The 24,835-nt window shown below is 43.1% G+C and carries 15 protein-coding genes; 14 read left to right on the top strand and 1 reads right to left on the bottom strand.

Translation table 11 applies throughout. The annotated features are described in order from the left end of the window. Positions 1 to 17 precede the first annotated feature (17 nt). The 12 genes from SNE25_RS23900 to SNE25_RS23845 all read left to right on the top strand — a co-directional run bounded on the left by SNE25_RS23900 (position 18) and on the right by SNE25_RS23845 (position 22,546). Positions 18 to 1,154: a sialidase family protein gene (locus SNE25_RS23900; RefSeq protein ID WP_321561535.1), complete on the top strand. Its 1,137-nt coding sequence runs from the start codon at positions 18 to 20 to the stop codon at positions 1,152 to 1,154. A 6-nt stretch (positions 1,155 to 1,160) separates the two neighbouring features. Then, the gene (locus SNE25_RS23895) at positions 1,161 to 2,564 is read left to right on the top strand and encodes an acetylxylan esterase (RefSeq protein WP_321561534.1); all 1,404 of its coding nucleotides are present in this window, start codon (positions 1,161 to 1,163) and stop codon (positions 2,562 to 2,564) included. Between the two features lie 3 nt (positions 2,565 to 2,567). Continuing rightward, positions 2,568 to 3,461 carry a sugar phosphate isomerase/epimerase family protein gene (locus SNE25_RS23890; protein WP_321561533.1) on the top strand — a complete coding sequence of 298 codons (894 nt, stop codon included), beginning with the start codon at positions 2,568 to 2,570 and terminating at the stop codon, positions 3,459 to 3,461. Positions 3,462 to 3,470: 9 nt separating this feature from the next. Further along, positions 3,471 to 5,402, top strand: coding sequence for a right-handed parallel beta-helix repeat-containing protein (locus tag SNE25_RS23885; RefSeq protein WP_321561532.1), 1,932 nt, complete (start codon positions 3,471 to 3,473; stop codon positions 5,400 to 5,402). Beyond that, entirely contained in the window at positions 5,399 to 6,148 is a 750-nt protein-coding gene (locus SNE25_RS23880; RefSeq protein ID WP_321561531.1) for an L-rhamnose mutarotase, read from the top strand. The genes SNE25_RS23885 and SNE25_RS23880 overlap by 4 nt, the downstream gene beginning before the upstream one ends. 21 nt (positions 6,149 to 6,169) lie before the next feature. Next, the gene (locus SNE25_RS23875; RefSeq protein ID WP_321561530.1) at positions 6,170 to 7,264 is read left to right on the top strand and encodes a Gfo/Idh/MocA family protein; all 1,095 of its coding nucleotides are present in this window, start codon (positions 6,170 to 6,172) and stop codon (positions 7,262 to 7,264) included. Between the two features lie 8 nt (positions 7,265 to 7,272). Next, on the top strand, positions 7,273 to 8,862 hold the full coding sequence (locus SNE25_RS23870) for a sodium:solute symporter family transporter (RefSeq protein ID WP_456085502.1): 1,590 nt from the start codon (positions 7,273 to 7,275) through the stop codon (positions 8,860 to 8,862). 2 nt (positions 8,863 to 8,864) lie between these two features. Then, the gene (locus SNE25_RS23865; RefSeq protein ID WP_321561528.1) at positions 8,865 to 11,060 is read left to right on the top strand and encodes an alpha-L-rhamnosidase-related protein; all 2,196 of its coding nucleotides are present in this window, start codon (positions 8,865 to 8,867) and stop codon (positions 11,058 to 11,060) included. Positions 11,061 to 11,179: 119 nt separating this feature from the next. Then, the gene (locus SNE25_RS23860; protein WP_321561527.1) at positions 11,180 to 14,473 is read left to right on the top strand and encodes a glycoside hydrolase family 2 TIM barrel-domain containing protein; all 3,294 of its coding nucleotides are present in this window, start codon (positions 11,180 to 11,182) and stop codon (positions 14,471 to 14,473) included. Between the two features lie 4 nt (positions 14,474 to 14,477). After that, positions 14,478 to 17,879, top strand: a complete 3,402-nt coding sequence (locus SNE25_RS23855) for a glycosyl hydrolase (protein WP_321561526.1) — start codon at positions 14,478 to 14,480, stop codon at positions 17,877 to 17,879. A 14-nt stretch (positions 17,880 to 17,893) separates the two neighbouring features. Then, a complete protein-coding gene (locus SNE25_RS23850; protein ID WP_321561525.1) occupies positions 17,894 to 19,930 on the top strand; it encodes an aceric acid hydrolase in 2,037 nt (678 codons plus the stop codon). Positions 19,931 to 20,140: 210 nt separating this feature from the next. Then, positions 20,141 to 22,546 (top strand): ABC transporter permease, encoded by a 2,406-nt coding sequence (locus tag SNE25_RS23845; RefSeq protein ID WP_321561524.1) that lies wholly within the window; start codon positions 20,141 to 20,143, stop codon positions 22,544 to 22,546. A gap of 24 nt (positions 22,547 to 22,570) precedes the next feature. On the opposite strand, the gene SNE25_RS23840 is transcribed toward SNE25_RS23845, so the two are convergent. Next, on the bottom strand, positions 22,571 to 23,113 hold the full coding sequence (locus SNE25_RS23840; protein WP_321561523.1) for an AAA family ATPase: 543 nt from the start codon (positions 23,111 to 23,113) through the stop codon (positions 22,571 to 22,573). A 257-nt stretch (positions 23,114 to 23,370) separates the two neighbouring features. Here SNE25_RS23840 and SNE25_RS23835 point away from each other — a divergent pair, with 257 nt between their 5' ends. Together SNE25_RS23835 and SNE25_RS23830 are read left to right on the top strand one after the other, a co-directional pair. After that, positions 23,371 to 23,973: a GIN domain-containing protein gene (locus SNE25_RS23835; RefSeq protein ID WP_321561522.1), complete on the top strand. Its 603-nt coding sequence runs from the start codon at positions 23,371 to 23,373 to the stop codon at positions 23,971 to 23,973. Between the two features lie 119 nt (positions 23,974 to 24,092). Next, positions 24,093 to 24,812 carry a head GIN domain-containing protein gene (locus SNE25_RS23830; RefSeq protein WP_321561521.1) on the top strand — a complete coding sequence of 240 codons (720 nt, stop codon included), beginning with the start codon at positions 24,093 to 24,095 and terminating at the stop codon, positions 24,810 to 24,812. Positions 24,813 to 24,835: the final 23 nt, after the last annotated feature.

Here is a 24,835-nt window from a genome sequence, read left to right as displayed (position 1 = left end):
GCTAAAAAATTAAAGTTATGTATAAAAAGGTTTTGCTCATTGTATTAAGCACTTGCGTAATGGCCGGGAATGTTTTAGCACAAACCACCCCATGGCGCAAAGGAATAGTGACGGATGAATTTATTTACGACAAAGCATCTTATCCGGAATGCCATGCATCAACCATTGCCGAAACGCCTAAGGGTTTGGTAGCTGCATGGTTTGGCGGCACAAAGGAGCGTAATCCTGACGTATGTATCTGGGTAAGCCGGTTGGTTAATGGTAAGTGGATCGAAGGGGTTAACGTAGCCAATGGTATACAGAACGATACTTTACGTTACGCCTGTTGGAATCCTGTGCTATATCAGGTTCCGAAAGGCGATCTGTTATTATTTTACAAAATAGGCCCAAGTCCTGCCAAATGGAAAGGGTTCATGAGAACGTCGGCCGATGGAGGCATTACGTGGTCAGCTCAAAGGGCTTTGCCAGATAATATTTTAGGGCCCATTAAAAATAAACCGGTATTGCTGAAAGATGGTACATTGTTAAGTCCATCAAGTACTGAAGGTAGCGGCTGGCAGGTACATTTTGAGGCAAGTAAAGACTTCGGAAAAACATGGACATTGATAGGTCCGATCAACGACGGGAAAGATTTGAAAGCCATACAGCCAAGTATTTTGTTTCATAAAGACGGCAGCCTGCAGGTGTTATGCCGTAGCCAGAACCGTGCAATACTAACATCCTGGTCAAAGGATAACGGGAAAACATGGTCGCCACTTGAAAAAACCAACCTGCCTAATAACAACTCAGGTACAGATGCGGTAACGCTAAAGGATGGTAGACAGTTGCTAGTATATAACCATGTATTGCCGCCCGGTACAGCTGCAAAAGGGGCACGTACGCCGTTAAACGTATCAGTTTCTAAGGATGGCGTTAACTGGTATGCTGCTGCTATTCTGGAGGATTCGCCTATTAGTCAGTATTCTTATCCATCGGTGATACAATCATCAGATGGAATGGTGCATATAGTTTATACCTGGCGCCGTAAAAAGATAAAACACGTGGTTATTGATCCGTCAAAACTGGATTTGAAGGAAATAAAGAATGGTGAGTGGCCAAAGGTGGCGGGATATACATTGCCTGTAATAAAAGGTGAAGTGGATGTATTAAAATAAATGGTTATGGCCGGAAAAAAGTTATTTGTTTTGTTGATATGTCTTTTATTGGGCATGCATACTATTTATGCACAGCAAACTACTGATGCTCAGTACAAAAAGCCGCTAAAGGATGTATTGGATCAGATACAGGAGAAATATCACGTAAAGATCAAATACTCACCGGCGCAAGTTAAGGACAAATGGATAAATTATGCCGAATGGCGTTTTCGTCCTGATGTAGATACAACGCTGGATAATGTACTTGCGCCACTCGATCTGAAAGTAAACAAGGAAGGTCCTGGCATGTACAAATTAAAGGAGTATGAATATTACCGCTGGCCAGTGGCCGACGGCTGGAAAGAGCTTGATCGCATCGCGTTGCAATATCATGATAAAGATAGCTGGGAAGCAAGAAAGGCAATATTAAGGCCACAGTTATATAAGGCATTAGAATTGTCACCCTTACCGGCTAAACCCGCAACAAAACCAATCATTACAACTAAAAGAATATTTGACGGCTATACAGTTGAAAATATCGCTATAGAAATACTGCCAGGTTTATACATCAACGGATCACTATATAAACCTTCAAAAATAAAGGGAAAAATACCCGTGATTTTAAGTCCAGATGGGCATTGGCCGCAACAGCGTTACCGGGCCGATTGTCAGATCCGTTGTGCAACATTGGCGCGTATGGGCGCTATGGCCTACAGCTATGACCTGTTTGCCTGGGGCGAATCATTACTGCAATTTAAGTATGAGGATCATCGCCGCAGCCTGGCACAAACCATTCAGACGTTAGGGGCTATCCGGATATTGGATTATGTGCTTTCTTTAAAAGAAACCGACCCGTCAAGGGTAGGCATCAGTGGAGGCTCAGGCGGCGGTAGCCATACAGTACTGATGGCTGCTATGGACGATCGCATCAAGCTGAGTGCACCTGTTGTTGCCGTATCATCATACTTTTATGGCGGTTGCCCCTGCGAAAGCGGCATGCCGATACACCAATGCGGTGGTGGAACAGACAATGTAGAGCTTGCCGCCATGGCTGCCCCACATCCGCAATTGCTGATATCTGATGGTCAGGACTGGACAGCTCATATGCCTGAGCATGATTTTCCTTATCTCAAAAAGATGTACGGCTATTATGGTGTAGGTAATTCGGTAGAAAACGTACATCTCCCGACAGAAGGACATGATTTTGGTCCTTCCAAACGCTTCCCGTTATATGAGTTCGTTGCTAAGAATTTCCATCTGAACATCAACGCTATAAAAGATAAAAGTGGAAAGATTGATGAATCAAAAGTAACCATTGAAAAAGAACCCGCCATGTATGTATTTGGCGATAAAGGCGAAAAATTGCCTGCTGATGCGATAAAAGGATTTGATCAGTTACAGAAGGTTTTTGCAGCTGCAACAAAAAATTAAGTTATGAAAAGTAAGTATATAATGGTTTTAGGCATGGCTTTGTTAATGGGTTTACCATTGCAATACGCCTTTGCCCAAAGTTCAGGAGCAAATCAAAGGTATAAAGTTGCTGTAGTTGATTTGATGATATTGAAAAGGCAAAAGCTGGGTGCTTTTCAGCTTACCAAAGATATTGGTGCCGATGGTGTTGAAGTAGATATGGGAGGATTGGGTAATCGTGAAACCTTTGATAATCAGTTGGCCAAAGATTCGGTTCGGAAGCAGTTTTTAGATAAAGCCAAGCAACTGAACCTTGAAATACCGTCTATGGGTATGACCGGTTTTTTTGCGCAGTCGTTTGCCGAACGGCCAACAGCGGTAAGAGCAGTTACCGATTGCATTAATACCATGAAGCAAATGAATGTAAAGGTGGGCTTTTTACCAATGGGTATTAAGGGAGATTTGGTTAAATACCCTAATCTGCGCCCCGCTATTGTTTCCCGCTTGAAAGAAGTTGGCAAAATTGCCGAAAATGCAGGTGTTGTAATCGGTATCGAGACTTCGCTGGATGCTAAAAGTGAATTGCAGTTATTGAAAGATATTGGTTCGCCAGCCATAAAAAGTTACTTCAACTTCCAGAACGCGCTTGATAATAACCGCGATCTGGAAAAGGAGCTGCAAATACTGGGGAAGAAAAACATAGTAATGATCCATTGTACCGATACCGATGGCCAATGGCTGCAGAATGACCCAAAGATTAACATGGAAAAAGTAAAAGCCACTCTTGATACAATGGGATGGAGCGGCTGGCTGGTGATTGAGCGCTCACGAGATACCAAGGATGTGCATAATGTGAAATGGAATTATAGTGCTAACACGGCCTATTTAAAATCAGTTTTTCAAACTTCGAACCAATAACTTGCTGATATGAGTTTTAGCCGCATATTTATTTTTGTGTTGCTGTTAAATTTACTTTTAACAAACAGCATTTTTGCGGCTGAAATTTGGGTTGCATCCAACGGATCGGACAAAAATAGCGGTACGCAACAGCAACCGTTGTTAACAGTCGCGATGGCCCTTAGAAAAGCCCGCGAATTACGCAGATTGAATGACCCTTCCGTAAAAGGGGGTATTCACATCCGGATTGAAAAAGGTGTTTACCAGTTATCAGAACCTCTATTCATTCGGCCGGAGGATTCCGGTACGGTTGATAATCCTACCATTATTGAAGGTGCCGCAGATGGCCAGTCGGTAATAAGTGGAGGGATTAATATAACTGGCTGGCATAAATTAACAAGCAATATACTAGGCTTGCCTGAAGAAGCTAAAGGAAAAGTATGGGAAGCCGATGCCCCCTTAATTGGCAATGAGGCTTTATTATTCAGACAGCTTTGGATTAACAATAACAAAGCCATTCGCGCAAGGGAAACGGATGCACCGGTTATGAACCGCATTTTATCCTGGGATCATCAAAACCAAACCTGCTGGATACTAAAACCAAAATCATCAGACCTAACCCATGTAAAAGGCATGGAAATGTTTATTCACCAATGGTGGGCTATAGCTATGCTGCGCATTAAATCAGTTGAAGTACAGGGAGATAGTGCAAAGCTATCCTTTTATCAACCCGAAAGCCGTATCCAGTCAGAACATCCCTGGCCTGCGCCGTGGATCTCCAAAAAAACCGGTAATTCTGCTTTTTATTTAAACAATGCCATGCAGTTTCTAAACCAGCCCGGTGAATGGTATTTAGATACAGAGCATCGCAAAGTTTATTATATCCCGCGCCCCGGCGAGGACATGAATACAGCCGAGGTAACAGTTCCTTATCTTGAAAATATTGTAAAGGTAGAAGGTACTATAGATCACCCGGTAAGTTATGTTAGTTTTAAAAATATTTCATTTCAACATAGCACCTGGCTATATCCCTCAAAGGCTGGTTTGGTACCCCATCAGGCAGGCATGTATATGCTGGATGCTTACAAACTCAAAATACCGGGCACGCCCGATAAAAAGGGACTGGAAAACCAGGCCTGGGTTGGTCGGCCTGCGGCTGCTGTTGAAGTATCCTTCGCAGAACACACCACATTTGAGGGATGCCGGTTTGAGCATATGGCCTCAACAGGGTTGGATCATAAGCGTGGCACGCACGATAATCAAGTAAATGGCAACCTGTTTAAGGATATCGGCGGTACAGCCATACTTACAGGTGTTTATTCAGATGAGGCAGTGGAGGTTCATTTACCATATAACCCAACGGATAAAAGGGAAGTGTGCACCAATGATAGGATAGAAAATAACCTGATAACCGATGCCACCAACGAGGATTGGGGGTGCGTAGGTATTGGCGCTGGCTACGTAAAAGGCATTACCATTGCGCACAATGAGGTTTGTGATGTAAACTATACCGGTATCAGCGTTGGTTGGGGGTGGACAAAGACTGCCAACATAATGAGTGATAATCATATCACTGCCAATAAAATACATCATTATGCCCGCAACATGTATGATGTGGCGGGTATCTATACGTTATCAGCACAGCCCGGTTCTGTTATCAGCAATAATGTTGTAGATAGCATTTATAAAGCTCCGTACGCCCACGATCCGGTACACTGGTTTTATCTCTATTGCGACGAAGGCTCATCTTATATCACCGTTAAAAACAACTGGTGCCCAGCCGAGAAATTCCTACAGAATGCCAACGGGCCTGGTGATGTATGGGAAAATAATGGTCCACAGGTGGCTGCCAATATTAAGAATACTGCCGGATTGGAAGCTCCTTACCAGTATCTGCTAAAGTATAGATCGGTTAATCCGGATAATCGCCCCATCAATCATAAAATAGATACATCAAAATGAGATTGAGCAAAAAGATATTTAAAATGGTATTAATATGTATTGCAATTGGTTTCGGGTGCTTTTCGGGCTGTAAACAACCTGCCGCAAAATCAAACAGCACTTCATCAGCGAAATCCGAGCAAGTAAAAAGACCTGTTATTGTGGAGATCATAGGCCCTAAAGATTCCGTATTCCATTCACATGCACTTAATAACCTGGCTAAAGGTTTTGCACTTGATACAGATGATATCACTCAGTGGAAAAACCGCATTGCTGTATATGTTGCTATACCTAATCCCGATGAACTTGTCAGTAGAATAAAATCAGAATACCCACAGGACACGGTTAAATATTTCGATAACCCATTTTACAATTTCAACCGAAAGATGTGTGCGGATACCATCAGTTCAACAAAATGGGAAAACATAGTATTAAGCGCCAACCTGGTAAATGATCCCAAACTACAACAGGAATACCTGAACTATCACGCTACTCAATTTCAGCAATGGCCCGAGGTATCCAAAGGGTTCTGCAATGCGAATTTTCAGCAGTTACTGGTATTTAAAAACGGCAGGCAGTTAATGCTGGTGATCAGCATACCCAAAGGTGAAAGCCTTGATAAACTCAATCCATTAACAACAAAGAACAATCCACGGGTAGATGAATGGAACAAACTGATGGCAAAATATCAGGAAGGTTTGCCTGGAACAAAACCCGGCGAAGTATGGGTGTTTTTTAAGCCTTTGGGAATATTAAAACAGAAATAAAATCAATAATTCAGTAGATCAATGATGCAAAAATTAATGAAGATAGGAATATTAGGATTAGGCGAAGGCCGCAGTACCATGTCGGCAGCATTGCAAAGCGATAAACTAGAGCTGAAGATGGTTTGCGATATGAATATAGAGATGTGTAAACGCAGGGCCGAAGAGTTTAACTTCCATCATTATACTACCAATTACCAGGATATGCTTGATGACCCGGAAATTGACATTATAGCCATTTATACGCCCGATCACCTGCATGCCGACCATGTAAAGCAAGCGCTGCTGCATGGTAAGCACGTAGTTTGTACCAAACCCTTTATTGATGATTTGAGTAAAGCTGCTGAATTGTTGGAACTGGTAGAAAAAAGCGGTAAACGGGTATTTGTTGGTCAAAGTTCGCGGTTTTTTGAGCCGATGAAAAAGCAACGTAAGGATTATGAAGACGGGCTGATAGGTGAGCTGATCACCGTCGAAGCTTATTACCATGCCGACCACCGCTGGTTTCTTGAAAAACCATGGTCATTACAACAGGCATTTAAATGGCTGTACGGCGGCTTAAGCCACCCAACCGATTTTATACGCTGGTATTTGCCCAATATTGAAGAGGTAATGGGCTATGGCATGCTGAGTGCTAACGGAGCGAAGGGCGGTTTAAAGAACCCTGATACCATGCATTTTATTTTTAAAGCAAAAGATGGCCGCATTGCCCGGGTAAGCGGCTGCTATACAGGTCCGGTACAACCTGTAACCCGGGATAGCGAAATGAGCTGCGTATTAAGAGGTATGGAAGGTTGTAGTCAGGGCGATTATATGGACCTGCGCTATGCTATAACCGATAAAACAGGTGAGGAACGTATGCTTACCTGGGAGCATAAATTAAAACACTACTTCCGTTTTGAAGGCAAAAGCCACCATGCCGGTGAATATCAAAACTATTTAGAATATTTTGCAGGCAGCCTTACCGAAGGCTATACCGCTTACCCGGATATTAAAGAGGGGATAGGTACTATAGCGCTGTTACAGGCTATGGATCGTTCGCTGCAAACTGGCCAGCCGGTAAAAGTAGATGATATTTTAGCTGAATTTCATTTAACCGCTAACCAGTTAAGCGCATGATCATCGCCATGAGCAATATCGTGTCACGTTTAACCACATTAGATTATGCTGTGGTAGCCTTTTACCTGATTATTCTCATGATAATCGGCTATCGGGCCAGCTTCGGTAACAAGAAGAAATCTGACGAAACGCTTTTCCTGGCTAATAAATCACTGAGTTGGTCGAGCATCGGTTTCAACATGTGGGGTACCAATGTTGGGCCATCCATGTTGCTGGCTTTTGCCAGTATTGGTTATACAACCGGTATTGTCGCTGTTAATTTCGATTGGTACGCTTTTGTATTCCTGATGCTGCTGGCACTGGTTTTCGCACCAAAATATATTGCAGCGAAAGTGTCAACCATGCCCGAATTTATGGGTAACCGTTATGGCGATTCAACCCGTAATATCTTGGCCTGGTATGCCCTTATTAAAATGCTTATCTCCTGGCTGTCATTAGGTTTGTTTGCCGGTGGTTTCCTGGTGCGGCAAATATTGGGTATACCTATGTGGCAATCAGTGATTGTGCTGGTTTCGTTCGCGGGGTTATTCGCTTTTACGGGTGGGTTAAAAGCCATTGCTAAAGTAAACGTGTTCCAAATGCTGCTACTCATTGGTGTGTCCTTAACCTTAACCGTTTTGGGTGTAAATAAAGCCGGTGGGTTATCGGCCGTTTTTCATAAAGTACCAGGCAATTACTGGAATCTGATCCATCCGGCCAGCGATGTTAAATATCCATGGTATGCTATTTTATTAGGTTACCCGATATCCGCAGTTGCCTTTTTCTGCACCGACCAGGCGATGGTACAATCGGTGTTAGGTGCCAAAAGTTTGGAACAGGGACAGTTGGGTGTGAATTTTATAGGCTGGCTCAAAATATTATCGCTGCCTTTATTTATTCTTACCGGTATTTTATGTTTTATCCTATACCCGCATCTGAGTGACCCGGCGCTGGCCTATATGACCATGGTTACCAACCTTTTTCCACCCGGTATGAATGGTCTCGTGATTGTAGTATTGATAGCTGTTTTAGTTGGTACCATAGGTTCCTCATTAAATTCGTTAAGCACCGTGTTTACCATGGATGTTTACGCCGAAAAGATAAACCCTAATGCTACCAATAAAGATCTGATCAGGGTTGGGAGAATAACAGTTGTAGCCGGCTGCATATTTGCCATTGGCATGGCGCTGGCTATTGATAGTATTAAAGGGTTAAACCTGTTTGATGTTTTTCAATCGGTACTGGGCTTTATAGCTCCGCCGCTGGCAGTGGTTTTTTTGTTAACGGTTTACTGGAAACGTACCACCCGCAAAGCGGTGAATATTGTACTTTCCGTCGGTTCTGCCTTTAGTTTGGGTACAGGTGTAGTTTATTTGTGGGTTTTTCCTTCAGATCAGTATCACTTTTGGCCGCATTATCTGCTGCTGTCATTTTATATTTTTGTTTTCCTTACTGTATCAGCAATTATTATCTCCTTACTGGATTCCTCGCCCGAGATATATCAACCCGATGCGGAGGAAATCAGCAGGATTGCAAAACCAACTAAGCGCGTAAAGTTAGCCTGGGCATTACTTACAGTGGTGATGATCATTTTATACATCATTTTTAACGGACATTAATCATGAATATCATTTATACCTATAAGAAATTTAAAAACTGGTCGGTTGTTATGCTCTGTTTTGGCTTTATGTTTTTTGCAGACATGGCCCGAGCGCAGAAAGCAACATGGATCTGGTACCCGGGTGATTATGAAGTATGGCTAAGCAATAAAATGCAAAACAGGCGTACCGAACGCGGGGCATTTTTTCCGCCGTTCTGGAAACTCGACAGCCATTACGCGCTTATTGATTTTCATAAGGACTTCGTGCTGCCCAATGCCGAAACAGTAGAACTTGCTGTTGAAGGGCAGTATAATGTGAAGCTTGATGGAAAAGCTTTCTCTGGTTATCCAAAATCTATTAATATCCCGGCAGGTAAGCATAGGTTAAGCCTAAAGGTGTATAACCAGGGTGGTGTACCTGCTATATATGTAAAGGGGCCGCATCTGGCATCGGACACATCATGGCTGGTTACCTATGAAGACAAGGAATGGATTGACGCCTCAGGCAAAACATCGGATGTATCGGCTACACAGTACGTAGCTGCCGGGGCATGGAATTTTGATTCGGCTGATAAAACGCCATCTACATTTCGTTTGCCTACTGAAGAACATCGTCCGGAAAAAACAGAAAGAAAAGAACACTCCATACTGGTTGACTTTGGTAAGGAGACTTTCGGTTACGCTAAGTTGATCGGACTAAAAGGAACCGGTAATGTTAAGGTTTGCTATGGTGAGTCAAAAGAAGAAGCGCTGGCTACCGCTACCTGCGAACTGTTAGACAGTATACATATTAACCAGCCGCAAAAGGCTGATTTTACTATGGAAGGCTCACGGGCTTTCAGGTATATTAACGTTTTGTTTGATGATAATGTGAGTGCAGATGACATATCCATGCTGTATGAATATTCGCCGGTAGAGCAAAGAGGGAGCTTCCGTTGTTCTGACGACGAGATCAATAAAATATGGGATGTGTCGGCTTATACCCTGCATCTGAACACCCGCGAATTCTTTATTGATGGCATTAAACGCGATAGGTGGGTATGGTCGGGTGATGCCTATCAAAGCTATTTGATGAATTATTATCTCTATTTTGATTCGCCTACTGTTACCCGCACTTTATATGCACTCAGGGGAAAAGATCCGGTGACCAGTCACATTAATACCATTATGGACTATACCTTTTACTGGTTTATGGGTATTTATGATTATTATCAGTACACAGGCGACAAAAGCTTTATTAAACAAATGTACCCACGCATGCAAAGCCTGATGAGCTATTGCTTATCTCGCAGGGATAAGGATGGGCTGATGGAAGGTTTGCCCGGTGATTGGGTATTTATTGACTGGGCGGATAAACTGAGCAAACAGGGCGAAGTAAGTTTTGAACAATTGCTGCTCTGCCGTAGCCTGGAAACTATGGCTTTGTGTGCCAATATCATGCAGGATAAGCCGGGTGCAACGCGATATAATCAATTGTCAACAGGGTTAAAATCAAAAATATTCACTTATTACTGGAACAATCAGAAACATGCTTTGGTGCATAGCCGTGTAAATGGTAAGCAAACAGATAATGTAACCCGCTATGCCAACATGTTCTCCATTTTCTTTAACTATTTCACTGAGGCACAAAAGCATGATGTTAAAAAATATGTACTGCTGAACGATAAAGTTCAAAAGATAACCACCCCGTACATGCGCTTTTATGAACTGGAAGCCCTTTGCGCTATGGGAGAGCAAAGTTATGTGCTTAAAGAAATGAAAGATTACTGGGGAGGCATGCTTAAACTGGGAGCCACCACCTTTTGGGAGGAATATGATCCTAACAAAAGCGGATCTGCGCACTATGCCATGTATGGTCGTCCGTTTGGTAAAAGTTTGTGCCATGCCTGGGGTGCAAGCCCCATATACCTGTTGGGTAAATACTATTTGGGTGTTAAACCTACTGCACCGGCATATCAGCAATATACTATAGAACCAAAACTGGGTGGCTTGCAATGGATGGAAGGCAGTGTTCCCACACCAAAAGGAGATATAAAAGTGTACTGCAGTACCAAACAAATTAAGGTAAGTGGCGATACCGGTACAGGAATTTTACGTTTTGCGAGCAGTTCTACGCCGGTTTGTAAAGAAGGCTCTGTAAAAGCAAAAGGTAAAAATATTTATGAACTGAGCATTGCCAAAGGGACGAAATATACGGTTGATTATAGTGCGCTGTAACCTTTCCTAAATTCTCTCCAAAGGAGAGGATTTGTTGGCATACTTAATGTCCCAGAGGGACAAAACATTTTTAGAAAAATAACAAAAGAGTTTTGCTCCATAGGAGCTACCTAAAATAGATGCGAAAATACATAGCCATAATAGTTAATCTGTTATTTACCCTTAGCGGTTACGCTCAGTTGGTTGATAAAACCCCTGCTCCTATACCCAATGTGCCTGTTGTTTACGATGCAGAGCCATGGGAAAACCCACAGGTTGATGGCATTAACCGCGACCCGGCACGCGCAACAGCTTATTCTTATGCCAGTGTGCAGGAAGCTTTAGCAGGTGATCGGGAAAAGTCGGGCAGGATACTGTCGTTAAATGGTTATTGGGATTTTAGCTATGCATCAAAACCTACCGATGCACCAAAGGATTTTTATAGGAACCGGGTAAGCGGGTGGAAAAAGATCATTGTACCATCAAGTATTGAAATGCAAGGATATGACAGGCCGATATACAAAAGCGCGGTTTACCCTTTCCGGCCGGTTAATCCGCCTCATGTGCCGCAGGATTATAATGGTGTAGGCAGTTATCAACGCACATTTACCTTGCCAGCCAACTGGAAGGATATGAATATTACCCTGCATTTTGGCGGTGTTAGTTCTGGTTTTAAGGTGTGGTTGAACGGGAAATTCTTAGGCTATGGTGAGGATAGTTTTTTACCCTCCGAGTTTAATATTACCCCGTATTTGCAGGCCGGAGAAAATGTGGTATCGGTACAGGTGATCCGCTGGAGCGATGGCTACTTTTTGGAAGACCAGGATCAATGGCGCATGAGTGGTATCCACCGGGAGGTAATGCTGCTGGCCGAACCAAAATTGAGAATAGCCGATTTTCAATGGCAGGCCAAACTCGATAAACAGTATAAAGACGCGGTGTTCAGCATTCGCCCGCGGATAGAGAACCTTACCGGTAAAGCTGTTCCTGGATATAAGATCGAGGCTCGGCTTTTTGATAAAAACAACAAGGCGGTTTTACAGAAACCGATTGAACGCAGTGTAGAAAGCATTATTAATGAAATATATCCGCGGTTAGACAATGTAAAATTCGGCTTGCTGGAAACCAAACTGAAAAACCCCGATAAGTGGAGTGATGAAGAACCAAACCTGTACACGCTGACACTCTCGCTGGTTGACAGCACCGGTCACACGCTTGAAGTAAAAAGCTGCAAAGTTGGTATCCGGAGTATTGAGTTTGGTAAGGGCAACGGCAAGTTGCTTATCAACGGGAAGATAACTTACCTGTATGGTGTAAACCGTCCCGATCACGATCCGATAAAAGGTAAGGCCTTGTCGCGCGAGGATATTTTGAACGATGTGCGCACGATCAAGAGATTTAATTTCAATTGTATCCGCACCAGTCATTATCCAATGGACCCATACTTGTACGACCTGTGCGATCAGTACGGTATCCTCGTAATTGATGAAGCCAATCTGGAAACGCATGGTTTGGGTTCAAAATTAAGTAACGACCCCATGTGGACCGGCGCCTATCTCGACCGGGCTACACGCATGGTGATGCGCGATAAAAATCATCCGAGCATTATCATCTGGAGTTTAGGCAACGAGGCCGGGCGCGGGCCTAATCATGCGGCAATGGCCGGTTGGATCCATGATTTTGACATTACCCGCCCGGTGCATTACGAACCGGCACAGGGAACACCACAGGCAGAAGGATATATTGATCCGACAGATCCGCGCTATCCTAAAACTAACGACCATTCTCATCGCTTGCAAAACCCAATCGATCAGCCTTATGTGGATATTGTGAGCCGCATGTATCCCGGCTTGTATACAGCTCCTTTGCTGGCTAACCAGCAGAACGGCGATACCCGGCCTATATTTTTTGTGGAGTATTCCCACGCGATGGGCAACTCTAATGGTAACCTGAAAGAATTTTGGGATCAGTGGCGGTCAACCAAACGCATTATCGGTGGTGCAATCTGGGAGTTTAAAGATCAGGGTTTGTTAAAGAAAGATTCAGCCGGTACACCATATTATGCCTACGGCGGCGACTATGGCGAGCATTATTTTGATAATTTCACCATCAAGGGAATCGTGGCGTCAGATGGTCGTCCCAAGCCTGCCATATACGAATGCAAGCATGTTTTTCAACCCGCTGTTTGCGAATTAACCGATGCAGCTAAAGGGCTCATCCATATCAAAAACTGGCATAGTGTAGCTAACCTGAATGAATATGATGTGTACCTGCAGGTACGGGAAGATGGCAATATCATCGCTAAAAAACAATTGCCGCATATTAACCTTGTAGCTGATGGGGATACGGTTATTAGCATAAAGTCTTATCTGCCCACATTAAAGTCCGGTCACGAATACCTGGCTGATATTCATTTTACACTTGCGGAAGATAAACCCTGGGCAGCAAAAGGGTATGAGGTGGCTGAAGATCAGTTTGAACTTAACTCGAGTACACTTGTCACAAAATCTAGGTCTGCTAATTATCCCAATATTACTTTAGCGGATGATGCATCTGTATATAATATCAGCGGGGGCAATTTTAAAATTCAAATCAGTAAAACGAATGGTGCGTTGAACTCTTACTTATGGAATGGAAAACAGCAGATATTTGCACCCTTGTTACCGCACTTTACCAGACCTGTCACAGATAATGATCATCGCGGATGGAAAGCTGAGAAGAAATTAAAGTCATGGTTTAATAATGAACCTAAGCTAAAAAGTATTACTGTAGAGCAACCCCAAAAGGGAGTTGTAAAAGTTAACAGCACTTATACTTTAATTGGTGATAGCGCAATAGTAAAAATAGTATATTCAATAAAAGGGGATGGCAATATAAAAATTGAGTATGATTTACACGCCGATAAAAACCTTCCCAACTTGCCTAAAGTGGGTATGCAAACGGCTATCCTCCGGGCCGATAGCAACATCACCTATTACGGCCGGGGCCCGTATGAGAACTACGTCGACAGGCGCACAGGGTCTGACGCAGGTGTTTATTCGAAACCCATTCATCAGTTTATGGAGCCCTATGTGGTGCCGCAGGAAAATGGTAACCGTACAGATGTACGCTGGATGTTGTTATCTGACAACAAGACCGGTGGTCTGCTGGTGGTAGCCGATAGTTTGCTTAGTATGAGCGCCTGGCCTTACACGGAGGATAATATAGTACATGCCAAACACACCAACAAGCTGAAAGACGCGAGTTTTATTACCCTCAACATTGATCTGAAGCAGATGGGCGTGGGAGGTAATGATAGCTGGAGTGAAGTAGCCGAGCCACTTGAGCAATATCGCATACCATCGGGAAATTATCATTATAGTTTTTATATCGCGCCTTACAGTGGTGCTGCTGATAAAGCAGGTGATGCGGCCCGTAAAATAAAATTCAAATAATAGCATGAGGAAATTCACCTTTATACTTACCCTTTGTGTTAGCTGTTTGGTATTGCAGGTAACAGCTCAGGTACGAAGTGTTTCCCGTTCAAAAGATGAGCTAAAACAGGCATTTCTTCATCCACCCGAATCGGCTAAACCCTGGGTATTTTGGTACTGGATGCAGGCCGCCGTGACCCGTGAAGGTATTACTGCCGATCTGCAGGCCATGAAACAGGCTGGTATTGGCGGCGCTTATTTGATGCCTATAAAAGGGGTAGCTAATCCACCATATTTAACCCCTGCCATAGAGCAGCTTACACCGCAATGGTGGGCCATGGTTAAATTTGCCATGCAGGAAGCCGACCGCATAGGTGTTAAACTGGCCATGCATGATTGCGATGGTTTTGCTTTGGCCGGTGGCCCCTGGATTACGCCGGAGCTTTCTATGCAAAAAGTGGTATGGTCAAAAACATTGGTTATAGGGGGGAGAACCTATCAGGATACGTTACCTAAACCCGCGCATTACAAAAATTACTATAAAGACATTGAGGTGCTGGCGTATCCTTCTTTACCGGGTGAGGGTACAAGTAGTTATGATGCCCGGCCAAAGGTAACCACCAGTATTGTCGGTACTGATCTGCAATATCTTGCCGAAAACGGCAACAAAAAAAGCTTTGCCACTAATGAACCCTGCTGGATACAACTGGAATTTGAAAAGCCTTTTACCTGCCGTTCGCTGGTAATTCATACCACAGCCAGTAACTATCAATCTGAACGTTTACAGGTAGAAGTAAGCGACGATGGCCGAATATTTCGCTCGTTAGGTAAATTGCAGCCACCGCGCCACGGCTGGCAGGATGGTGATGCAGAAATAACAAATGAAATTGTGCCCACTACCTCAAGATATTTCAGGTTTGTATACGATAAAACAGGCTCAGAACCGGGCGCGGAAGATCTTGATTTTGCCAAATGGAAACCTTCGCTTAAACTTTCGGGTATTGAGCTATCTGCCGAACCTCGCATTCACCAGTATGAGAGTAAAACGGGTGAAGTATGGCGTATAAGCAAACGTACTACCATCACACAACTACCTCAGGAGCTATGCATCCCTAAAGATAAGATCATTAATTTAACCAATGAGCTCGATGCCAATGGCCGGCTTAACTGGAATGTACCCGCAGGGCAATGGACTATTTTGCGTATAGGGCACACCTCCACCGGGCACACCAATGCAACTGGTGGCGCGGGTAATGGTTTGGAATGTGATAAATTTAATCCCGAAGCTGCTAAAGTACAGTTTGATCATTGGTTTGGGGAGGCGGTAAGGCAAGCAGGGCCGGAACTGGCGAAGAAAGTTTTAAAGATATTCCATATCGACAGCTGGGAATGCGGCAGCCAAAACTGGTCGCCGGTATTTGCGGCAGAATTTAAAAAACGCAGGGGGTATGATCTGCTACCTTACCTGCCCGTAATGGCTGGTATACCGGTGCAAAGCGCCGGTGAATCTGAAAAAGTACTGAGCGATGTGCGCGAAACCATTGCCGAGCTGTTGGTTGATAATTTTTATGGCACTATGGCCAAACTGGCATATGAAAAAGGCTGCACTTTTACGGCCGAAAGCGTGGCCCCAACAATGATGAGCGACGGCATGCTGCATTATCAACTGGCTGATGTGCCGATGGGTGAATTCTGGTTTCGCAGTCCTACACATGATAAGCCCAATGATATGCTCGATGCCATTTCGGGAGGGCACATTTACGGAAAAAATATTATCCAGGCCGAAGCTTTTACCGAATTGAGATTATTATGGGACGAACATCCTGCCATGTTGAAAGCCATGGCCGATTTGAATTTTGCCCTGGGTATTAATCGCTATGTGTTTCATGTAAATGTGCACAATCCATGGCTCGACCGTAAACCCGGTATGACGCTGGACGGCATCGGCATGTTTTTTCAGCGCGACCAAACCTGGTGGAAACCCGGTAAAGCATGGTTTGATTATATACAGCGGTGCCAGGCCTTGCTGCAGCAAGGCCATCCGGTAACTGATATAGCCGTGTTTACGGGCGAGGAAACACCCCGGCGGGCGATATTACCTGATAGATTGGTTAATACCTTGCCCGGGATATTCGGCGCTGAAATGGTGGCTCAGGAAAAGGAAAGACTGGCTAATAAAGGCGAACCTATAGTAAACAGTATCTCTGATGCCAGCCACTCGGCCAACATGGCTTTACCGGAAAACTGGACAGATCCGCTGCGAGGTTATGCTTACGATTCCTTTAACCGTGATGCCTTATTGCGTTTAGCTACAGTGAAAAATGGCAGGATCACGCTGCCCGGAGGTGCAAGTTATGCTATGCTGGTGATACCCGGCGCGCACGCCATGTCTCCGGATTCGGGGCTTACGTCGCCAGAGGTTGTAAAACGCTTACAGGAATTGGTAAATGAAGGGGCAACGGTATTGATTAATAATCAGCCAATGCGTGCACCCGGTATGGCTGATGATGCGACGGTTGCGAAGGAAGGTAAAAGACTATTGAGTAATGCGGCTCAAAAAGGTAAAGTAATTATCGGTCCGTATCAAAAAGATACATTTGATGAGTTGGGTGTCGCTCGTGATTTTACAGCACAGGAAAACGATAAAAAAGCCAAAGACATAGCCTGGGCACACAGGCGCTCATCAGATTTTGAACTGTACTTTATATCAAACCAACAGGCAGCGGAACGCACTCTTGATATATCTTTAAGGTCAGCAGGTTTTGTGCCCGAACTTTGGGACGCCCTTACAGGTGAAATTCATGCCGTAAATCAATGGCAGTCAAAAAATGGGCGTACCATGTTACCTGTTCATTTGGCTCCAAACGGCTCGGTGTTTATCGTCCTGCGTGAAAAAGCTGTGGCTTCTGGAATTGCCAAGGGTAAAAACTGGTCCGTTCAAATCCCGGTGCAAACACTTACCGGTGCATGGAAAGTTCAGTTCAATCCAAAATACGCCGGGCCTGAAAAGGCTGTAATATTTGATCAGTTGGAGGATTGGTCTAAGCGTGAAGAAAATAATATCAAATATTACTCGGGTACAGCAAGCTATAGTCAGTCGTTTACATGGAATAATATCGCTAAGAGTGGAATATGGCTCGATTTAGGTAGTGTAGAGAACCTTGCCGAAGTGTATGTAAACGGGATAAATTGTGGTGTGGCCTGGGCGTATCCATATCAGGTAAATATCAGCAAAGCCTTAAAAAAAGGTGTTAACCGGCTAAAAATTGAAGTTAGCAATACCTGGGCCAACCGTTTAATGGGTGATCATGCTTTGCCTGAAAAGGAACGTGTTACCTGGACTAATGCAGTTTATCGGTTAGAAGGTAGGTCATTATTGCCGGCGGGTTTATTAGGGCCGGTAAAAATTATAAGTTTAAGGGATTAATAAAATTTAGAGATATGTGGAGCAAAATGATGAAGCTTTTGATTGTTTGTTTGGTAGTATTAACGGGGAGTGCCTATGCCCAAAACAAGGCTTTGGTAAACACCGACAAAAGTAAATTTGCCAAGTTAAGCAGCGTGGATATGGGTAATGTTACCTGGACAAATGGCTTTTGGGCCGACAGGTTTAAGGTGTGCCGTGATACCATGATCCCCAACCTATGGCGAATATATACCGACCCAAAGATCAGTCACGCGTTTCGGAATTTTGAAATAGCTGCCGGGCTGGATACCGGATCGCATGAGGGCCCGCCGTTTCATGACGGCGATTTTTATAAACTGTTTGAAGCAGTAGCCAGCATGTACGCGTCAACCCACGACCCTAAGCTGGATGCCCTGATGGATAAAACTATCGCGGTAATAGCCAAAGCACAAAGGCCTGATGGTTATATACATACCCCAACCATTATTGAAGAACGTAAAAGCAGCAGTAAGGAAAAAGCCTTTAATGACCGTTTAAATTTCGAAACCTACAATTTGGGCCATTTAATGACCGCTGCTTGTGTGCATTACCGTGCTACGGGTAAAACCAGTATGCTGAAACTGGCCGTTAAAGCAACAGACTATCTTTACAAATTTTATAAAACAGCTTCTCCTGAATTAGCACGAAACGCTATTTGCCCATCGCATTATATGGGCGTAGTGGAGATGTACCGCACTACACACGATCCTAAGTATCTCGAATTGGCCAAAAATTTAATCAACATTCGTGGGTTGATGGAGAATGGAACAGATGATAACCAGGATCGTATCCCATTCAGGCAGCAAAAACAAGCTATGGGGCACGCGGTACGTGCCAATTATCTTTTTGCAGGCGTTGCCGATGTTTATGCTGAAACGGGGGATACTACCCTGATGCATACTCTCACCTTGATGTGGAACGATGTGGTGAATCGTAAAATGTACATTACAGGCGGTTGCGGTTCACTTTACGACGGTGTTTCGCCCGACGGTACATCTTATAACCCGAATGATGTGCAAAAGGTGCATCAGGCTTACGGGCGCGATTATCAGCTCCCCAATTTTACCGCGCATAATGAAACCTGTGCCAATATTGGCAATGTGTTATGGAACTGGCGCATGCTGCAAATTTCGGGAGATGCGAAATATGCTGATGTGATGGAGTTGGCCCTGTATAACAGTGTGCTTTCCGGTATTAGTTTAAGCGGCCGCGATTTCCTGTATACTAATCCGTTGAGTTATTCTGATGATCTGCCGTTCAGCCAACGTTGGTCAAAAGACAGGGTAGGGTATATTAAACTATCAAACTGTTGCCCGCCTAATGTGGTGCGTACCATATCTGAAATTAGTGATTACGCCTACAGCATATCTGATAAAGGACTGTGGTTTAATCTTTATGGTGGCAATACGCTCGAAACCAAACTGAAGGATGGTTCCGCAATAAAATTAACCCAAACAACCAATTACCCCTGGGATGGTAAGATTGGTATCAAGATTGAACAGGCCCCGGGTAAGTCGGCCTCTATGTTTTTCCGTATTCCGGGATGGAGCAAAGATGCGGTTTTAACGATAAATGGTAAAGCTGTTACTCAAACACTTTCACGCGGCGGTTATGCAGAGATTAACCGTGATTGGAAAACTGGTGATAAGATAGAGTTAAATCTGCCTATGCCAGTAACCATGATGGAAGCTAATCCTTTGGTTGAGGAAACCCGCAATCAGGTGGCCGTTAAACGTGGTCCCGTGGTATACTGTCTCGAATCTGCCGATTTAGCAAAAGGGCAAAAAGTATTTAATATCGCACTTTCATCAAAAAATCAGCTCCAACCCGAGATGATCAAAATAGATAACAGTGATATCATGAGTCTTGTTGGTAAAGCCGATGTACGTGATGAGGCCAATTGGAAAAATAAATTATACAAGGAGATATCGGCGCCCAAGCAAAATGCGGTTGATGTGAGGCTGATCCCTTATTATGCCTGGGGAAACCGTGGCCATGTGGATATGGAAACCTGGATACCGCTGGATAGGTAGGAACAAGCTAGTCACCGATAGAGAAAATGTTTGTTATGATTAAAAGTCATAACTAAAATCGAACATTACTTGTATCATAAACGAACACTTGTATTGATAAATAATATTTAAATATCACATTTTCAGATATTTAATAGCATGGCATCTGTTTTGAAATTGTAAGGATCAACTTTATATAATAGAGATTTTGATCACTTCAATCACAGCGCTATGTTAAAAAACTACTTCAAAACGGCGGTAAGAAATCTACTAAGACATAAAAGTAACGCGGTGATTAATGTCGCGGGTCTTACTGTAGGTTTTGCCGCCTTCCTTTTAATATTTCTCGTGGTTCAGTATGAAGAAAGCTTTGATGGCTTCCATATAAAAAAAGATAGGATATACCGTGTGGTGAGGATCGGGAGAAACCCAGTTAACCGGGGATATAGAACGGGTGTGCCGGTGCCCGTAACATCAGTGATACGTGCAGAGTTGCCCGAAGTAGCCAATGCCGCCGCAATAACCAAAAGCGGTGATGTGCAGATAATTGTAACCGCTAAGGACGGCTCCGTATTAAAAGGGTTTAAGGAAACAAGCGGTGTCTTTTTTGCCGAACCGCAGTTTTTTCAACTATTTGATTTTAAATTGGTCGATGGCGATATAAAAACAGCTATCAGCGAACCGAATACTGTATTATTAACTAAAGCTACAGCTTCAAAATACTTTGGGGGTTGGAAAGGCATAGTAGGAAAAATGTTTAAAATGGACGGCGTGTTTGTAAAAGTTACCGGTGTGCTTGATAACCCACCGCCGAACACGGATTTTCCGATAAAAGCTGTACTGTCCTATACTACCCTTTATAATCAAAATACCTTAAGCAACTGGAGTGGTATTAATGACGGAAATTATTGTTTTGTGGAGCTTGCCAGCGGGCACACGCTACGCCAGCTTACTAAATCACTTAGCGACTTTACCAACAGGCATATTAAACCTATAAATCCGGATTATAACCTTTCGCCTCAACCGTTGAACGAACTGCATTATGATGAAAGGTATGGAAATTATACGGGGCGCACATTTAGTAAAGACCTGATCCTGGCGCTTAGTCTCATAGGTTTGTTTTTACTTATTGTGGCCTGCGTAAACTTTATCAATTTAACTGTCGCCCAGGCAGTTAACCGCTCCCGGGAAGTAGGTGTCAGGAAAGTTTTGGGAGGCAGTAGGGTGCAATTGATATTTCAGTTTTTAGGTGAAACAGGGATCACCAGCTTACTTGCCATGTTCATTTCCCTCATCATTGTTGTTATAACTATACCTGCTATAAATAATCTGCTTGAAATCCATCTGACTGCTACCACGCTTTATAGCCCCAGGCTCATGGTGTTCTTGTCTGGTTCTTTAGTGTTGGTGTCATTTCTTTCCGGGTTTTACCCCGCACTTGTGCTTTCTGGGTTTAAACCGGTAACTGTTTTAAAAGGTGCCGCGAGCAGCGATCAAAAAAGAGGTGTTTTGTTTAGAAGGGGATTGGTAGTTTTTCAGTTTGTAATTGCACAGGGGCTCATTATTGGGACGCTGGTAGTAGCTTCGCAAATGGACTATTTCCGCACGGCCGATATGGGATTTAGAAAAGACGCTGTCATCTATGCAAGATTTCCCAATGATCGCCTTGGCGGCACAAAAATCGATTATCTGCATAATGAATTACTAAATGTCCCGGGCATAGAAAAACTTAGCTTCAGCATGTTTTTACCCTCATCTAACGATGGCGGCTCGTTTACCGATTTAAATAAAGAGGGCCACAAAGGCATTACTCCCGATGTGATAGTTAATATCAAAATGGCCGAGCCTGATTTCTTTGATGTATATAAACTCCCTATTGTTGCCGGCAGGGTTTATTTTGCTTCTGATACTATTCATGAGTATGTGGTTAATGAAACCGTGATCAGAAAATTAGGCATCCGTGACCCCAAAGATGCTATTGGTATGCCTGTTACCGTGGGCGGACAAACCTTTCCAATTGTAGGTGTAATGAAAGATTTTCATACCAATTCGCTTCGTGACCCTATTGATCCTGTGGTAATGACAACCAATAAAAACGGATATCGAATAGCCAGTATAAAAATCGATCTGAGGAAAACAAAATCAATCACCGCTGCTATGGAGCGTATATGGAAAAGGGATTTTCCTGAATTTACACTCGAATATAATTTCGTAGATCAAACTATCGCCAATTATTACAAACAGGAAAATCAGCTTTCAAAGCTTTATACGATATTCTCAGGTATTGCTATCTTTATTTCATGCCTGGGATTGTATGGTTTAATATCTTTTATGGCTTTACAACGCAGAAAAGAGATTGGTATACGCAAGGTGCTTGGTGCCCCTGTCAAAGATATTGTAATCCTATTATCAAGGGAATTTACAATGCTGGTTATCGTAGCGTTTTTAATCGCGGCGCCATTAGCCTGGTATTTTATGCATCAATGGTTGCAGGGTTACACTTATCATATTATGATTGGTTTATGGTTTTTTGCTGCTACTATTTTTTCTTCTATAATTATAGCCTGGTTAACGGTGGGATATACAGCCATAAAGGCTGCCCTGGCTAATCCTGTAAATAGTTTGAGAACCGAATAAATACCGAGAGTTTATTATTTATTTTTAGCGGATCTCTTTTATTTTATTTAACACTATCTCTACACGTCGCTGTATGGAGGTATCGCCTTTTATTTCTAAAACCGGGCAGGTTAATTTACTTAACCATGTTTGGTGTACCTGGAGAGTTCGGCCATTGGTAATATTGTCATCGTAGCCCGATGCCCATTGCCTGAAGGTTTGGTATTTGACAATGTATTCGGGATCGGTAAAAATGCGGTCTCCATATCGTTCCAGTTCGCGGGCCTCGAGCCGCTGCATCCTGATGTCGTGGGGGATATATAAAAATATCACAAGGTTAAACATCCGGAGCCATGCAGGTCCCCAACTTACCAAAGACCCGCTCAATATCCAATTTTCTTGCCCGGAGATATCGTGTGTTATCATGGCATTGCGCAGCTCTGAATCACGCCTTACGGTAAAAGGTTGTTCGGATGTTTCCCAGAAGTATTTATCGCTGTCAAATAAAGGATAGCCGAGCTCTCTGGCCAAGGCTGTACCCAAAGTGGTTGAACCTGCACAGGAGGCGCCCATAACGTGGATCTTCATAATAAGTGTATATCTGGCTTGAAACCGCGCAAAGTTATACAAGAAATTCGGGCGGCAGCAAAAAACAGCCATATCCACAAAAAAATCAAAAAAATATTTACGCCATTCACCGATATAAATGTGCCGTTCGCCGATAAAATACCGCCATACATCTAATTGGCCCAAAATAGCTGTAACGTTTTAAAATTGGGGGCGTCATATAGATGTATTTAAAAAATAAGGCAATACAATTAATTGAAAATCAAAATATTAATAACATGAAAACAAAATTATTTACCATCATCACTATGTTAGTTTTAGTAGGTGGAATAACAAGCTCAACTTATGCATCAGTAAATAATAATAGCAACGCTACTGTTTTAACCGATGTAAGCAAGATCAATAAAATTGAAATCCGTGGCAACGTTGAATTGTATGTATCTGCAGGCAATGCTGACCAGGTAAAAGTTTACAATCGTTACTATGCCGAAAGCGCACTGGTTCAAAGCCAAAACGGGGTATTACGTATTACATCATACAAACCCGAAAAACTGGTAGTTTGGGTAACTGCTAATGACCTGCGTGCCATAAGCGCTTATGACAATGCACAGGTAAAATCATTCGGCAAACTTTCTGCCATCGACCTTGAAGTTAACCTGCATAATAATGCTACCGCCAGTTTAAATGTAGATACCTACAATGCTAATGTTAATGTGAACGATTACGCTAAAATTGATTTAGCCGGTACTTCAAGTGTATATACTTTAAATCACGCGATATCAACTAAAGTAAACAATAATAACTTTGTCGCCGAAACCTACAGGGATACGCTTAATGGCTTGGCTCACAGAGAAGTAGTTGACGAGTTTGCTGGTCTTTAATCCATCCAACTTTTGCAAAAGTTCATCATATATTCTAAAAAGCTACCACATTGTATGGTAGCTTTTTTTATTTTTATGTAACTTCAACTTACTAAATATCGTCTCACAATTAAAAAACTATGAAGAAAACAAGTTTAGCCATTGCCATTGTGGCTTGCGCATCATTAAGTGTATTATCATCATGCCAGTTTGCCTGCGTGCATGGGTCGGGAAAGACAGGCACAGAGCAGCGCAAAGCAAATGATTTTAAAAAGATCGAAATATCGGGTGCGTTTAAAATTCACCTAAAACAGGATAGCTCCTCAGTAATTTCAATTACAGGTGATGATAATTTACTTAAATATATTTCCACCTCCGTTGATGGGGATAAACTAACCATTAAGCTAAAAAAAACAACCTGTTTTGATGATAGCCTGGTAGTAAATGTTGGAATACGTAACCTTAACGAGATCAGGTCATCAGGCGCGGTTGAGGTTTCATCAACCGGCAAAATAGTAACCAATGATCTTGCGATTCACTTGTCGGGTGCTTCAAAAGTTAACCTCGATATAAACGCGGCCAATGTAAAAAGCGAGGGCAGCGGCGTAAGTGAATTGAACTTAAAGGGGCAGGCAGCATCGCATAGTGTTGATTTTAGTGGTGTAGGTAAAATAAACGCTTTTGATTTTGTTGTTGGCGATTATACCATCAACACATCGGGCGCGAGCCATTGCAAGATTAACGTATTAAAAACGTTAAACGTGCACTCCAGCGGCGCTTCAGATATTCAGTATAAAGGTTCACCATCCACCGTAAATAATGATAAGTCGGGCGCGTCACATCTTCAAAAAGTTGACTGATTGATACGCCAAAATTTAATGCC

It is taken from the genome of Mucilaginibacter sabulilitoris (assembly GCF_034262375.1).
Classification (GTDB): Bacteria; Bacteroidota; Bacteroidia; order Sphingobacteriales; family Sphingobacteriaceae; genus Mucilaginibacter; species Mucilaginibacter sabulilitoris.
This window is presented reverse-complemented; position numbering and strand designations above follow the sequence as displayed.

Coding starts and splice junctions, on each gene's coding strand:
- SNE25_RS23900 (WP_321561535.1), top strand. CDS start 18: ATGTATAAAAAGGTTTTGCTCATTGTATTAAGCACTTGCGTAATGGCC.
- SNE25_RS23895 (WP_321561534.1), top strand. CDS start 1,161: ATGGCCGGAAAAAAGTTATTTGTTTTGTTGATATGTCTTTTATTGGGC.
- SNE25_RS23890 (WP_321561533.1), top strand. CDS start 2,568: ATGAAAAGTAAGTATATAATGGTTTTAGGCATGGCTTTGTTAATGGGT.
- SNE25_RS23885 (WP_321561532.1), top strand. CDS start 3,471: ATGAGTTTTAGCCGCATATTTATTTTTGTGTTGCTGTTAAATTTACTT.
- SNE25_RS23880 (WP_321561531.1), top strand. CDS start 5,399: ATGAGATTGAGCAAAAAGATATTTAAAATGGTATTAATATGTATTGCA.
- SNE25_RS23875 (WP_321561530.1), top strand. CDS start 6,170: ATGATGCAAAAATTAATGAAGATAGGAATATTAGGATTAGGCGAAGGC.
- SNE25_RS23870 (WP_456085502.1), top strand. CDS start 7,273: ATGAGCAATATCGTGTCACGTTTAACCACATTAGATTATGCTGTGGTA.
- SNE25_RS23865 (WP_321561528.1), top strand. CDS start 8,865: ATGAATATCATTTATACCTATAAGAAATTTAAAAACTGGTCGGTTGTT.
- SNE25_RS23860 (WP_321561527.1), top strand. CDS start 11,180: ATGCGAAAATACATAGCCATAATAGTTAATCTGTTATTTACCCTTAGC.
- SNE25_RS23855 (WP_321561526.1), top strand. CDS start 14,478: ATGAGGAAATTCACCTTTATACTTACCCTTTGTGTTAGCTGTTTGGTA.
- SNE25_RS23850 (WP_321561525.1), top strand. CDS start 17,894: ATGTGGAGCAAAATGATGAAGCTTTTGATTGTTTGTTTGGTAGTATTA.
- SNE25_RS23845 (WP_321561524.1), top strand. CDS start 20,141: ATGTTAAAAAACTACTTCAAAACGGCGGTAAGAAATCTACTAAGACAT.
- SNE25_RS23840 (WP_321561523.1), bottom strand. CDS start 23,113: ATGAAGATCCACGTTATGGGCGCCTCCTGTGCAGGTTCAACCACTTTG.
- SNE25_RS23835 (WP_321561522.1), top strand. CDS start 23,371: ATGAAAACAAAATTATTTACCATCATCACTATGTTAGTTTTAGTAGGT.
- SNE25_RS23830 (WP_321561521.1), top strand. CDS start 24,093: ATGAAGAAAACAAGTTTAGCCATTGCCATTGTGGCTTGCGCATCATTA.